We start from the raw sequence: 13812 nt of genomic DNA on the forward strand, positions 1-13812 counted from the left end.
GCTAATAAAGAATTCATGGTAGCTGTTGATTTCCGTTACAGTCACACGCTTTCCGCGGGGCAGGCGGTGAGCCCCTTCGTCGCACGCGCCATTGAAGGGTCTCACCTGCCCGCTTGTCCCGCAGGATAAGGAAGGCTACGTAGCAAGACATCGCACGAAGAAAATGTGAACTTCATTTTCGAGGAGTCGGCGCCTTTCACTCCAATCAACTTAATCAACGTAGAAATCAAGATGAAAAACCTTTGTAAGAATTTTTTCCAGTGGGTTCTTGTAGCCCAAAATAAAAGAATTGCAGATCTTTCAACGTTAATTATGTAACCCTATCTAGAGCAACGATCTTTTAGAAAACAGCTAAAAATTACGCAAGGTGTACAAGGTGAACTATCCCCCACAAGCCCTATTGGAAGGTCTCTATTGTCTTACACATCCCGCTGTAAAATTAGGGGTGCTCAGCAGACATTAAACGTAAAGAAAAAGTGGTGTTTATTCTCAAGTTGTCGACACTTAGGATCAACTAATACTTTTTAAAATCACCTTTGAATACATCATTGATAAAGTTGATCGCAGTGAAAGGTGCCTACTCCAGCAGGATGAGTGAGACAGGTGAGACCTTCCAATGGCGCTTGCGACGGAAGGGCTCACCGCTCACCCTGCGGAAAGCGTGCACCTGTAACGGAGATCAACGTCTTCTTAGAATTCTAAAAAGCAACAACGATTGCGAAAAGAACTGTTAAAAAAGAAGGTTTTCATTAAAAAGCGAGTGGAATAACAGAAGTGTAAATGCTATAATCGTTATGTTTGTAAAAAACAATGACAACGATGCCTGGCATTTCAATATAGAAGGAGTGGTATTAATGGGAATCTGGTTTACTGAGAAACAAACAGAAAACTTCGGAATCACAATGAAAATCAATAAAACGTACGTATCGGAGCAAACGGAATTTCAAAAGCTCGATATGGTAGAAACAGAAGAGTTCGGTAACATGCTGATCTTGGACGGCATGGTTATGACAACGCAAAAGGACGAGTTCGTTTACCACGAGATGGTCGCTCACGTGCCTTTGTTCACGCATCCTAACCCGAAAAACGTACTAGTTGTCGGCGGCGGCGACGGCGGCGTAATCCGCGAAGTATTGAAGCACCCGTCTGTTGAAAAAGCGACTCTTGTTGAGATCGACGGAAAAGTTATCGAGTACTCTAAGCAGTACCTTCCGGAAATCGCTGGCGAGCTTGAGAACGAGCGCGTTGAAGTGAAAGTCGATGACGGATTCATGCACATCGCAACAAGCGAAAACGTGTACGACGTGATCATGGTTGACTCTACTGAGCCTGTAGGACCTGCAGCTAAGCTTTTTGAAAAAGGCTTTTACGAAGGTATCTCTAAAGCTCTTAAAGAAGACGGAATCTTTGTTGCACAGACGGACAACCCTTGGTTCACGCCTGAGCTGATCACAAACGTTTTCCGCGATGTGAGCGAGATCTTCCCGATCACGCGCCTTTACACGGCTAACATCCCAACTTACCCAAGCGGCCTTTGGACGTTCACGATTGGATCTAAGAAGCACGATCCGCTTGAAATCCCGGCTGAGCGTTTCCACGACATCGAAACAAAATATTGGACGCCTGAACTTCACAATGCGGCATTCGCGCTTCCGAAGTTTGTTGGAGACCTAATCAAGAAATAATACTTCGAGGGAGCTTAGCTAAAAGCTCCCTCGCTACATATAAAAAGGAGCTGTTAATTATGCGTTTTGATGAAGCATACTCTGGTAACGTATTTATTTTGAGCAAACCTGACTATAAAACGGCAGACGCAGTCATCTACGGCATGCCGATGGACTGGACTGTTTCATTCCGTCCGGGATCCCGTTTCGGCCCGGCTAGAATCCGAGAGGCATCACTCGGACTTGAAGAGTACAGCCCGTACATGGACAAGCACTTAGAAGAAGTGAACTACTTCGACGCTGGCGACATCCCGCTTCCGTTCGGAAACCCGCAGCGTTCGCTTGATATGATCGAGGAGTACTTAGGCAAGCTTTTGGATGATGACAAGTTTCCGCTCGGTCTTGGCGGAGAGCACCTTGTTACATGGCCAGTTTTTAAGGCGCTTCATAAAAAATATGACGATTTCGTTGTCATTCATATTGACGCACACGCAGACCTTCGCGAGCAGTATGAAGGCGAAGTGCTTTCACATTCTACTCCAATTCGCAAGGTGTGCGGATTAATCGGTGCGGAAAACGTGTATTCGTTCGGAATCCGTTCCGGAATGCGCGAAGAGTTCCAGTTCGCGAAAGAAAGCGGCATGCACATGTACAAGTTCGATGTAGCTGAACCGCTTAAAAAAGTACTTCCTACACTTGCAGGCCGCAACGTGTATGTGACGATCGACATCGACGTATTGGACCCTTCAGCTGCACCTGGAACAGGAACAGCTGAAGCAGGCGGAATCACGTCTAAAGAGCTTCTAGAAGCGATCCAGCTGATCGCTCAGTCTGATGTGAAAGTGATTGGAGCAGATTTGGTGGAAGTGGCGCCAATCTACGACCCATCCGAACAGACACCTATTGCAGCAAGCAAATTCCTTCGTGAAATCCTGCTTGGCTGGGTAAACAAGAAATAATTATCTCTCGAGAAAGCTGGAGCCGCTTTGTGCTCCGGCTTTTTTTATGGACTTTTAGTGCTTCCTGTTTGCAGGACTTTGGGGGTGTTTTTTTGAGATGCTTTATGGGGTACGGTACCCTGTGGTACCGTACCCCATAAGTTCTTCCTCCAAGCTCAGCAGTCTTTTTCAGCTTCGAGTACCGTACCCCAAAATTACTTAAATGTATTATCTTTTTACTAGGTCTTTGGTATAGTGAAGGTTAGGGAATATTCTGAACTTGGGATTTTGTTAAAAAGGGGGCGGAAGGATATGGATCATTTACAGTTAGAATCCACTCCTTTCTTAAGCCAGTTCATTCACCATGTTTCTGATGCTGTCGTCATTTTAGACGATAAGAGGAAGGTGCTTTGTGTGAATGAAGCGGCAGAAAAACTGATTGGATACAGCTCCAGCCAGCTGGCTGGGAAAGCTGAAGAAGATATTATAAAGAAATATCATCCTCGCGTAGAAGAAGTTCATGTGTGCGGGACTGAGGGAGAGTTCCTGTCAACTTGTGCAGAAGGGAAGCTGCCCGCTGGCGGCGGCGAGGTGACATATCTGATTTTGAAGCCTGTCCGTCTGCAGCCGCAGGACGATTTGCTTAAGACACTCATGAATATCGTTCCGGATTTTATCGGAATCAAGGACGGCAAAGGGCGGTTCGTATTTGCCAACGCATTTGTCGGCGAAATGTTTGGCGTGCCTGGCTTCGATTTTACAGGAAAACATGACAGCGAGCTTGCAGAGCTGATCAAACCTTTTAAAGATGTGTTTAATTATTGTGTAGAAACCGATGAATCGGTTTGGAATGAAGGCAAGATATTGCGGGTGGAGGAACGCGTTCCTTCTCTAGATGGGGGAGAACGTGTTTTTGACGTATATAAAATTCCTGTTTTCCATGAAGACGGCACACGTAAAAACCTGCTCGTATTCGGGCGTGAAGTGACAGAAAAGATCTCGGTCAATGAAAAAATGCAGGAAAGTGAGGCGCGCTACCGCCTGCTTGCTGAAAATGTTCATGACATGATCTCTACTCACTCTCCTGATGGTGCCTTTACATACATATCGCCTTCGAGTAAAGAAATTCTTGGGCTGATGCCAGAAGAGCTTCTTGGCGGCACAGGCTTCGGTCTTATGCACCCGAACGATGTTGAGAAAATGCAACATGCACTTGAATATATGAACGGCGGGGAAAGGGCGCTCACGGTGCAGTTCCGGCTTCAAGATAAAGAAGGCGGTTATGTCTGGCTTGAGGCATCCTTTAAAAGCGTGATCGATCCGTTAACAGGGAAAGTGCATGAAATAACAGGTGTAACGCGCAACATTACAGAGCGGAAAAATACAGAAAAGCTTTTAATCGAGAGCAAGGAACGATACAAATCGCTGTTTGACCATAACCCTTCTATCGTCTGTTCGATGGACAGGCATGGCCGGTTTACGAGGGTTAACAAAGAAACGAGAACGCTCAGCGGATATAAATTGAGTGAGCTGCTGCAGATGACAATCGAGGATTTGCTGGCAGAAGGGGAAGCTGACAGGCTTAAGGATGATTTTAAAGGTGTGCTGAAAGGGACTCCAAGAACCTTTGAAACGTTTATCAACTGTAAATCTGGTGAAGTAAAAAACCTCTGTGTGACGGCGATCCCGATTGTTGTCGAGGATGAAATAATCGGTGTATATGGAGTTGCGAGTGATGTAACCGACCAGAAGAAGACTGAAGAGATGCTCCGAAAGTCTGACAAGCTGTCCATTGTTGGCCAACTCGCAGCCTCCATCGCTCATGAAATCCGCAATCCGCTTACTTCACTGAAAGGGTTTATCCAGCTTTTTCAGGAGAATTGCGATATTGATGCAGGAAAATACTACATGATCATGCTCGATGAGTTGAACAGGATCGAGCATATTATGAGCGAATTGCTCCTTCTCGCGAAACCGCAAGTAAAATCGTACTGCGATACAGATTTAAATAAGCTTGTGCGCTTTGTCGCGACACTTCTTGAACGCCATGCACTCGTGCAGAACATTCATATCGTCACCGATCTCGAAAAAGACATACCACTTGTTCGCGGTGAAGAGAACGAGCTGAAGCAGGTGCTGATCAATTTAATCAAAAATGCGATCGAAGCGATGAACGATGGCGGGATTATCCTTGTAAAAGGATTCCGTGAAGGTGATAAAGTGCTGATTCAGATTATTGACCAAGGGTGCGGCATTCCAAAGGATTTAATCGACCGCCTCGGCGAGCCTTTTTTCACAACAAAGGAAAAAGGGACAGGTCTTGGCATGATGGTCAGCTATAAAATCATGAAAGAACACAATGGTGATATCACCATCAAATCAAAAGCAGGAAAAGGAACGGAAATCACCCTCTCCTTCCCGCTGCAGAACTAACCGGGGTCCGGTACGATATGTAGATTGGTGCAACAGCTGCCGATCCAATATCGTACCGGGCTTTTTTATTAGCGATCAGGGCTGGGGGTACGGTACCGTTCGTTAAAATGCCAATAGCAGAGCGATTTTGAGAGGGTCAGTACCGTACCCCCAACCCCAACCAGCCCCAAAAGAGATAAAGCCACTTTAGGCCTATGACTCTGGATGCATTAGTTGTTTGAATTTTCAGTTAAATAATTCCCTTGCTCTATTTCTCTTTTTTTACAATTCCTGTAATGTTTTGGACAAGCAACTTAACAGGGAGGCTAGGAATATGAAAAAGAAGTTCTTTTATTCTGCTGCACTTGCAGGTGTAATGGCATTTTCCGTTTTCTCACCAAAGGCATTGGCACATGATGAGCTTGGCAAAGACTACATAGAAAAAGGTGAAGACGTCGGTCAGTATGAATTTATGGGACCGCAGCTGGAAGCCTCGAAGAACATTCTTGGCTGGAAAGAGGCAGCCGCAGTTCAGATTCAAAAGAAAAACGGCGTCCAGAATAACACGGCAGATGTTTATGCTCATAAAGGCTATGCTTACCTTGGAACGCACACAGCAAATGGCGGTGGAGGAGGAGTACGTGTTTTTGATTTGAAAGACCCGTCAGATCCGAAAGAAGTGGCTGTTTTTGCCGACATGCCAGGAACATGGCAGGAAAAAGTAATCGTGAAATCAGTAAGTACTCCGGAGTTCACGGGTGACCTGGCGGTTGTCAGCGTTCAGAAGATGAATCGTCTAGACCAAAACACTACAGGAGGTTTTCTCTTATACGACGTTACAAACCCTGAGCAGCCAAAAAAGCTGGGATTCTGGAGCACACCGCAAAATGTGCGTGGAACACATGAGTTGTATTTGACGGAGCAAGGCAACCGTGTGCTCGTATTAACGGCTAACCCATACTCGAATTTTTATGATAAAACATCGCATGATTTTAATGTTGTCGATGCGACAAATCCTGCCGCGCCAAAAACGGTTTATTCGTTTGATGCCTCGCAGCTGGAACCAGAGTATGACGGCTATAATTTTAAAGACAAATATAATCAAGACCGTGTCGGATTCGCTCACAGCGTTAAAGCAGACGGTAACGGATCAACTGCGTATGTTTCCTTCTGGGACATGGGAACCCTTATTTTTGATATCAGTAAGCCTGAAAAGACAAAGTTCCTCGGCCGCACAGAGTTTGAGAAGACCGTTCAGGGCGCCGCGCACTCTTCTGCCCTGGCAAAAGGCGGCAATATCCTGATTGAAACGCGCGAAGTCTCCAATCCAAAACGCGACGGTTTTGAGTACGGCTACGGCTATACGCGCATTTACGATATTAAGGATAAAACAAATCCAAAGCTTTTGAGCTATTTTAAGACAGATGCTTCCATGACAGAGGGAGCAAGGCCAACCTTTGCTTATACGGTGCACGATCCTAAAGTGCGCGGCAATACGCTTTACCTTTCGCATTATGCGGCGGGTGTGAGGGCGCTTGATATTACGAACCCATCCTCGCCTTACGAGCTAGGTTATTATCGCCCGGAGAATGCGTATTTCTGGGGCGTCTTTGTAGACCGCAACTATATGCTGGCGTCAGATATGGGCAGCGGGCTTAAAGTCGTTCTTAAAAACAATGGACAGGACGATTAACCCAATAAACTGAGCATCACGAAAAGAACCGCACTCCCCCAGCGGTTCTTTTTTATTTGGACAAAAATTGGGGTACGGTACCATTTCCCGAATATTTCCCAAATGAATAGTATGTAAATGGAAGAGCCTTTATGCTGCGGGCTTTTATGAAAAGTGTCCATATGGGGGAGACAAAAAATAAATTTTGTCTTTCTGGGGTACCGTACCCCACAGGATAAGATTTTGGGCACGATATATGTAATAGCAACTTTGTTGAAGGAGAGTCAGCATGAGATTACGGAATGTATGGAATGCGCTGCGGAATCGGAATATTCTGCTGCGGCAAACGATTGACATAGATATAGATGCAATAACAATGAGCGGGCTGGAAAGCAACTCATCAAAAGTAGAAGAAGGATTCTTGTTTGTTGCAATTTCAGGCTACAAGCATGACGGTCATGATTTTATTGAGGATGCTGTGAACCGGGGAGCGGCGGCTGTTATAGGAGAGAAGGACGAAGCGGAAATTAAAGGGCTGCAGGAAGGTGTTCCTTATATTCAGGCAGCGAACTCGCGTGAAGCACTTGCTTTGGCGGCGAGCCGTTTTTATGAAAGACCTGACCGGAAGCGGACGATAATCGGGATTACAGGGACAAATGGCAAGACAACAACGTCGTTTTTGCTGCGGGATATTTTAGAGCAGGCGGGTATTTCTTGTTCATTGTTTGGTACAATCGCTAACTTTCTTAACGGAGAAGAAAGAAAAGCGGCGAACACGACTCCTGATGCGCTTCAGCTGAACAGGATGATGGCGGAAAGCAACGATGAGGTCATTATTTTAGAAGTCTCGTCACATGCGATTGAGCAATACCGTGTCGAGGGTATTCAGTTTGATATCGCGCTTTTCACGAACTTAAGCAAAGAACACCTTGACTATCATGGGAGCATGGAAGAGTATTTCAGCGTTAAGCGAAAGCTGTTCAATCAGCTGAAACCAGACGGAAAAGCGATCATTTTCACGGATACTGACTGGGGCAAACGGCTTGTTCAAGAGCTGGGAGACGAAGGCATACCTGCTGTATCGGCAGGGCGCGGAGAAGAGAACGATTTTTGGCTGAAAAATATACAAGCAGACGAAGAGCCAGTTTTCACACTGCGGCACGATGAGAATGATTATATGGTCAGCCTGCCGATTCCAGGCATCCATAACGTGTATAATGCGGCGCTCGCTTTTGCAGCGGCAAAGGAACTGATTGCGGACAGCAGCACGATCGCAAGCGGGCTTGAGGGCTTTAAAGGCGTTCCAGGACGGTTCGAAATGCTGCGGCACCCGTGCGGCGCGCGCTTTATTATCGATTACGCACATACGGCAGACGCGGTGCAGTATTGCCTGTCCACTGCAAGAAGGCTCGGTGCGAAACGCATCATTCATGTATTCGGATTCCGCGGCAACCGGGATACAGGCAAACGAGGCACGATGGTAGCCTCATCAGCAAAATACAGCGATCAGCTGATTTTAACATTCGATGATCTGAACGGAATCGATCCTGCTGAGATGGAGGCCGAGCTCCACACGCTGAACAATCAGGAATCTGGCGGAAAAGGGATCGTAATATGCGACAGAACCTCCGCAATAAAACATGCGTGGGATCATGCTCGTGAGGGAGATTGGATTTTCATTACCGGAAAAGGACCCGAAACATACAAGACACCGTTCTTCATGCCTGCTGACAGCGACAAAGCAGCACTCCAGCTGTTAAACAAAGAACACGACAGCATAAAACCTGCCAAGACAGCGGATAGTTATTGATATAAGGTCCTTTACTGATTTTGAACCATTTTTGGTGGATTCTTTCATAACATTTGCTTGATCATCTTGAATTCCTCTCTGAACAAGTTGATTGGAGTGTAAGGTGCCGACTCCAGCGGGATGAGTGAGAAGGTGAGACCTTCCAATGGCGCGTGCGACGGAAGGGCTCACCGCTCACCCCGCGGAAAGCGTGCACCTGAAACGGAGATCAACCACTTCTCTGAATTCTAAAAGAAACACGTTTTACGAAATCAATCGCATAGTCATGCAAAATTCCTCTCTGTATGGTTGAATAACAGAGGGGAATTCTTTTATAATATATAGGTTATAGAGATTTTTATATAGCAACGGTTAAAGGAAGTGTCGACAGCCATGGAACGAGATACGAAAATGCAGGTTTCCGTAACGGTTCAATCTGAGATAAAAATGGGAGATGATGCGGAAAAGCATCATACGCATACGGACGGGATGCTCATTCAAAAGGGTGAGGCCACCTATCTTCAGTACAAAGAAGAAATAGAAGGGGCCGGTTCGGTCAAAAATGTCATTAAGATAACGAATGACGGAATTCTCATCATCCGTTCAGGCAGTGTGTCGATGAAGCAGAAATTCCTTATCGGGCAGACGACCAAGGGCATGTACGACAGCCCCTACGGACAGCTATGGATGGAAACAAACACAGATAAAATGAATTTCCGCTATAACCAGCAAAAGAAGGAAGGCGATCTGCTGCTTTCTTACGGACTGGTTCTGCAGGGTGAAGATACAGGTAAACATACGATAAAGATATCATTTCAGGAGGCGAAAGCATGAACGTAGTTGATCAGGTGAAACTTCAGCTGAAAGAAGAGATTGAAGCTGCAGTTGTGAAAGCGGGTCTCGCAGCAAAAGAAGAGCTTCCGGCTGTTGTTTTGGAGACGCCGAAGGATAAAGCGAACGGAGATTTCGCAACAAACATGGCGATGCAGCTGGCGCGTATCGCGAAAAAAGCACCGCGTGCGATCGCAGACGAGATCGTCGCGAACTTTGACAAGTCTAAGGCATCGATCGGGAAGGTAGAGATCGCAGGTCCTGGATTTATTAACTTTTACATGGATAACTCATACTTAACAGAGCTTGTGCCGGCAATCTTGAAGGCTGGCGCCGATTATGGCCGCACGGATATTGGAAAAGGCACTAAAATTCAAGTTGAGTTCGTTTCCGCGAACCCGACAGGCACGCTTCACCTCGGACACGCGCGCGGCGCGGCAGTCGGCGACTCGATCTGCAACATTCTGGATGCTGCAGGGTATGATGTTTCACGTGAGTACTACATTAACGATGCGGGCAACCAGATCAATAATCTGTCTGCCTCTATTGAAGCACGCTATTTTCAGGCTCTCGGCATGGAAAAAGAAATGCCGGCTGACGGCTACCACGGCGCTGATATCGTAGGTTTCAGCGACGAGCTAGTAAAGGAGTACGGCGATAAGTTTGTCTCTGTTCCTGAAGATGAGCGCTTAGCGTTTTTCCGTGAGTACGGATTGAAAAAAGAGATGGAAAAAATCAAGAGAGACCTTGCAGATTTCCGCGTACCGTTTGATGTGTGGTACTCAGAAACTTCTCTTTATAAAAACGGCAAGATCGGTCCGGCGCTCGATAAGCTGAAAGAACAAGGCTATGTGTATGAAGAAGACGGCGCAACATGGTTCCGTACGACCGATCTTGGTGATGACAAAAATCGTGTATTGATCAAAAACGACGGCTCTTATACGTATTTGACTCCGGACATCGCGTACCATAAAGACAAGCTCGAGCGCGGATTTAACCGCCTGATCAACATCTGGGGAGCGGATCACCACGGCTATATTCCTCGTATGAAAGCGGCAATCGAGGCGCTTGGATACAGCAAAGATCAGCTAGATGTGATGATCATTCAGATGGTTTCGCTTTATCAGAACGGTGAAAAAGTGAAGATGAGCAAGCGTACAGGGAAAGCTGTTACGATGCGCGACTTGATGGAAGAAGTTGGCACAGATGCTACTCGTTATTTCTTCGCGATGCGTTCAAACGACACACACCTTGATTTTGATATGGACTTAGCTGTTTCGAAGTCTAACGAAAATCCAGTGTTCTACGTTCAGTACGCACATGCTCGCGTATGCAGTATGCTCCGCCAAGGTGAAGAGATGGGTCTTTCTTTTGATGGTGACATCGACTTGAGCTTGATGGATTCAGAAAAAGAGTATGAGCTTCTGAAGAAACTCGGCGAGTTCCCGGCTGTCATTAACGAAGCTGCTGAAAAACTGCTTACACACCGTGTGACGAACTATGTGTTTGAACTGGCTTCTGCGCTTCACAGCTTCTACAATGCAGAGCGCGTTCTTGACGCAGAAAACAAAGAAAAATCAACAGCTCGCTTCGCACTTATGAAAGCGACGCAAATCACGATCGCAAACGCGCTTAAGCTCATCGGAGTCGAAGCGCCTGAAAGAATGTAATACAAGCATTAAACCACGCCTTTTTATGGGGCGTGGTTTTTTTGTGTGTCTGCTGGTGGGGGTACGGTACCCGCCGCCAAAGAATCTGCAACAGCGGGATTCATCTATGGCGGGTACCGTACCCCTAAAAACAAATAGAGGATTCTTCATTTTCTTATGGAATGTAAAGAGCGGTGAGTGAATCTGCTAGAGGAGGCTTGCGACAATGAACATGGATCGGCTGTTTTTGATTGACGAAAAGGAAGAAGGGCTATCGCCTGACTTTTCGAAGCTTGTGTCGATGATGAACTATGCGCGACATACGACCATTCGCGCGGTAGAAGATCTTTCGGTAGAGGATCTTGACTTTACATATGATGAAAAAGGAAATACGATCGGGATGCTGCTTGCGCATATGGCGGCAGTTGAACGGATTTATCAGTATTTGACGCTAGGCGACCACACGGATGAAGAAGTGGACGCATATGCTGAAACTCTTGAACCGGCGCTTTCTCTTGGTGATGCAGGACGGGCTTTAAAGGGGAAAAGAGCTGAAGAATATATTCGCGAGCTTGAAATTGTACGCGAAGAAACGATCGCGGCGTTCAAAAACCTTCCTGATGAATGGCTTTATGAAGAAAAAGAGTGGTGGCAGGGCAAACAGGCGAACCGCTACTTTATGTGGTTTCATGTTTTTGAGGATGAAATCAACCACCGGGGACAGATCCGGATCATTAAAAAAATGGCGCAATCAGTCAGTGCTGGCTAGGTTTAAGGATATAGAAGGCAGTGACGAGAGATATTAGAGTGGAATATTCTTTTTCTAACATTTCAGGAGTGATGATATGAAAATTATTTTTTTATCGCTGATTACAGGTTTGATCGTAGGATTTGTTTTTGCATTATTTAAGCTTCCGATACCAGCGCCGCCCGCACTTCCAGGAATCATCGGCATCATTGGCATTTATCTCGGCTTTCAGCTTTACGGCTGGGTAGCTGCCACTTTTTTAAAATAAATACTGAAATCGTATGATGTAAGCCGTAAAAAGTTAAAGCCAGCTCCGCAAACTGCTTGCGGTGCTGGCTTTTTAAGTGCTGGGGGTACGGTACTCCAGCACTTAAAACCTTATTATAAGAGGCGTATAAGTGATGAGTACCGTACCCCCTTCTTTGTAAGCCTACATCAAGATCGTCCCGCCGGACAGGCGCTTGAAGCCGCGCACTTTCTCGACCTTTGCGATGAGCCGGAGTGCGGCGCGGTCTTTTTCTTTTGCCTCGATCATAACGTCAAGCGTATCTGTGTGCTTTGCCGCTTCCTTGAAAAAAGGCAGCACATAATCAAGGCTCACAAAGTCATGGTGGCTGCGGTACTGTTTTTCATTTTTAGGTGAAGACAGGTGAACCTTTGGCGGCCTTCCAGTTCCTTCCCACGTTTTCACGAACCGCGGCATGATCTCAGATAGAGGAATCGATGGGTTCGCTTGATCGTGGTGGAAATCGTACATCATAGGCACTCCAAGCTGCTCACACACGTCTAGCGTTTCCTCAGCATGAAACGTTTTGTCATCGTTCTCGAGTGTCATCCGTTTAAGTATCGTCACTGGAAGCGTCTTGATGTTTTCATAGAACCGCCGCAGTGCATCCTCTTTGTCGCCGTATGCACCGCCTACGTGGATGTTCAGATAGCTAGAGTCGGCTATGCCCATAGCTGACAGCATATCGTAATGGTACATCAGATCTTTGACGGCGTTCTGGGTCACTTCTTCTCTTGGACTCGTAAAAAGCGTGAACTGATTCGGATGCATGCTTGTCCGCAGATCATATTTTTTAACGAGTGCTCCAATTTCGGCAAATTCGCGCCACGTGTATTTTAAATAATCCCAATTGACGTCAGGGTGTGTGGCTAGCGGCACGATGGAGGAGGACATGCGGTGCAGCGGCAGCTGATGCGCGACGCAGTAATGCAGCACCCGCAGCGTGCTCTCCAGGTTCTTTTTTGTGATCGCGATGAGCTGCTGCAGCCGCAGCTCCGAATCGCGCTTAGAATAAGTCGCATATGTCATCGTCTTGGCGGGCGATGAATCATGCAGCTCGAGTGCCGTTGAAACAAATCCAAATGATACGAGCATAATCATCTCCCCTTTCGATTTTAAATAATTGTCTTTGAACAGTTTGTAAGAAGGTTCAGTGGAGTTTCCACTTAAGTGTAATTTAATCTTCAATGGCAAATCCATAAAAATGCTGTCATTCTTCGTTCATTTGCAATGGCTGGCTTTTTCATCGTGTTCACTGAAGCATCTTGAATACATTCTTGAAAAAGTTGATCGTAGTGTAAGGTGCCGACTCCTCGAAAATGGAGTTCACATTTTCTTCGTGCGATGTCTTGCTGCGTAGCCTTCCTTATCCTGCGGGATGAGTGAGAAGGTGAGACCTTCCAATGGCGCGTGCGATGGAAGGGCTCACTTGTCCAGCAGAGAACGGCTAGCCACTCGAGGTCAAAAGTTCAAGAGTCCAATAAGTCAAAGAGCGACTTACCGGCCTCTTGCCCTTATGCTTGTCGTGGCTGAGCGAGCCGTTTCTGCTTTTCGCTGTCACCCCGCGGAAAGCGTGCGCATGAAACGGAGATCAACTTCTTCCTCGATTGCTGTTATTTGCGAAAACAGCCTCATGAAAAAACACGCCAGCGGCCTGGCTGGCGCATCATAACGGACAGTTTAATATGCTGATAGTGTTTCCTTACCCGATTAATTGCATGAATAAAAAAATTTTTGAAAAGTGGTTGACTGAATGCTCATTCACTTTTAAGTTTATGTTATACTGAAGTCAGAAAATTTAATGCTTTTTGAATTATAGGTTA

General features: G+C 46.3%; 10 protein-coding genes. 9 read left to right on the forward strand and 1 reads right to left on the reverse strand.

Annotation, left to right across the window (positions count from 1 at the left end):
* Positions 1–854 precede the first annotated feature (854 nt).
* From speE to CGZ90_RS12005, 9 genes are all read left to right on the forward strand, one after another.
* Positions 855–1685 carry a spermidine synthase gene (gene speE / locus CGZ90_RS11965; protein WP_094252737.1) on the forward strand — a complete coding sequence of 277 codons (831 nt, stop codon included), beginning with the start codon at positions 855–857 and terminating at the stop codon, positions 1683–1685.
* A gap of 59 nt (positions 1686–1744) precedes the next feature.
* Positions 1745–2623, forward strand: coding sequence for an agmatinase (gene speB, locus CGZ90_RS11970; protein ID WP_094252738.1), 879 nt, complete (start codon positions 1745–1747; stop codon positions 2621–2623).
* A gap of 291 nt (positions 2624–2914) precedes the next feature.
* Positions 2915–5035 carry a PAS domain-containing sensor histidine kinase gene (locus tag CGZ90_RS11975; RefSeq protein WP_094252739.1) on the forward strand — a complete coding sequence of 707 codons (2121 nt, stop codon included), beginning with the start codon at positions 2915–2917 and terminating at the stop codon, positions 5033–5035.
* A 313-nt stretch (positions 5036–5348) separates the two neighbouring features.
* Positions 5349–6707, forward strand: coding sequence for an LVIVD repeat-containing protein (locus CGZ90_RS11980; protein WP_094252740.1), 1359 nt, complete (start codon positions 5349–5351; stop codon positions 6705–6707).
* A 268-nt stretch (positions 6708–6975) separates the two neighbouring features.
* Positions 6976–8496 (forward strand): UDP-N-acetylmuramoyl-L-alanyl-D-glutamate--2,6-diaminopimelate ligase, encoded by a 1521-nt coding sequence (locus CGZ90_RS11985; protein WP_094252741.1) that lies wholly within the window; start codon positions 6976–6978, stop codon positions 8494–8496.
* Between the two features lie 372 nt (positions 8497–8868).
* A complete protein-coding gene (locus tag CGZ90_RS11990; RefSeq protein WP_094252742.1) occupies positions 8869–9309 on the forward strand; it encodes a YwiB family protein in 441 nt (146 codons plus the stop codon).
* Positions 9306–10976 (forward strand): arginine--tRNA ligase, encoded by a 1671-nt coding sequence (gene argS, locus CGZ90_RS11995; RefSeq protein WP_094252743.1) that lies wholly within the window; start codon positions 9306–9308, stop codon positions 10974–10976. The genes CGZ90_RS11990 and argS overlap by 4 nt, the downstream gene beginning before the upstream one ends.
* Positions 10977–11187: 211 nt before the next feature.
* The gene (locus tag CGZ90_RS12000) at positions 11188–11724 is read left to right on the forward strand and encodes a DinB family protein (RefSeq protein ID WP_379675166.1); all 537 of its coding nucleotides are present in this window, start codon (positions 11188–11190) and stop codon (positions 11722–11724) included.
* Between the two features lie 76 nt (positions 11725–11800).
* Positions 11801–11971 (forward strand): DUF1427 family protein, encoded by a 171-nt coding sequence (locus tag CGZ90_RS12005; protein ID WP_094252745.1) that lies wholly within the window; start codon positions 11801–11803, stop codon positions 11969–11971.
* 162 nt (positions 11972–12133) lie between these two features.
* On the opposite strand, the gene uvsE is transcribed toward CGZ90_RS12005, so the two are convergent.
* Complete coding sequence (uvsE, locus tag CGZ90_RS12010) at positions 12134–13084, reverse strand: UV DNA damage repair endonuclease UvsE (RefSeq protein WP_094252746.1); 951 nt, start codon at positions 13082–13084, stop codon at positions 12134–12136.
* Positions 13085–13812 lie beyond the last annotated feature (728 nt).

The sequence above is a fragment of the Fictibacillus aquaticus genome, assembly GCF_002245695.1.
Lineage (GTDB): Bacteria > Bacillota > Bacilli > Bacillales > Fictibacillaceae > Fictibacillus > Fictibacillus aquaticus.